Here is a 729-nt window from a genome sequence, read left to right on the forward strand (position 1 = left end):
CTTGAACGGGGAAGCCTCCGGTTTGTCCGGGTCGCTCGTTGTACCTGTCACCGTTGTCTCCGCTCGTCGCGGTGGGCCCCGCCTGCTCCTGGGGCTCCTCGGGTCTTCCGAAGGTTCGCGAAGCTAGCAGCGGTTGTCCCCGTTCCCGAGGTGCGGGATCCGCGCGGTGCAATTGCCACCCGTTCGGCCCAGACGAGGCGAAGCCGCACCCTTGCGGGGGAGGTCCGCAGCAACCCCTTGCGAACCCGCGGGCTGGGGGTGCGCGGGCCCTATCGTCGGGCCTGCCCGGCCACACCACGGGCCATTTAGTCGACAACGCCGCCAACACGACTCTCGCTCTTCTTCGGCAAGATGGCCGATCGACTCGACCACCGGCTTGTTGAAGGGTGCGGTTGGCGCGGAGGAGCGCGTTGATGCCGGTGGATTCGGTGAAGGTGAGGTGGGGGAGGCCGGGTGAGCAGCGGTCGTTCCGGGGCCGGCCCCGGAGTACCGGGACGTCCGGGGCCGGCTCGCTGTCACCGCTGGAACGGGCTCGGCTCCCAGGCTTGTCCGCCGATCGGGTGGACCACAGCGGCCGGCCCTTCACCGCGCTGATGCGGAACGGCGTGCCGTGGCCGAGGTCGACGGGGAGCGTCCCCTTCCGGTCGCCGCTGGACCACTCCAGCTCCAGGTACCAGGACACGTCGTGGGCGGTGGTCCGGGCGGTGATCTCGATGACCTCCGGGTCGC

Annotated in this window: 1 protein-coding gene; it reads left to right on the forward strand. The window is 70.2% G+C overall.

Going from position 1 to position 729, the window contains the following annotated elements; all coding sequences use genetic code 11:
* Positions 1–545: 545 nt before the first annotated feature.
* The coding region (locus O3W51_RS48720) for a hypothetical protein (RefSeq protein WP_331284175.1) at positions 546–729 on the forward strand (184 nt) is incomplete at its 3' end.

The organism is Streptomyces sp. H39-C1 (assembly GCF_027158125.1).
GTDB classification, from domain to species: Bacteria; Actinomycetota; Actinomycetes; order Streptomycetales; family Streptomycetaceae; genus Actinacidiphila; species Actinacidiphila fildesensis.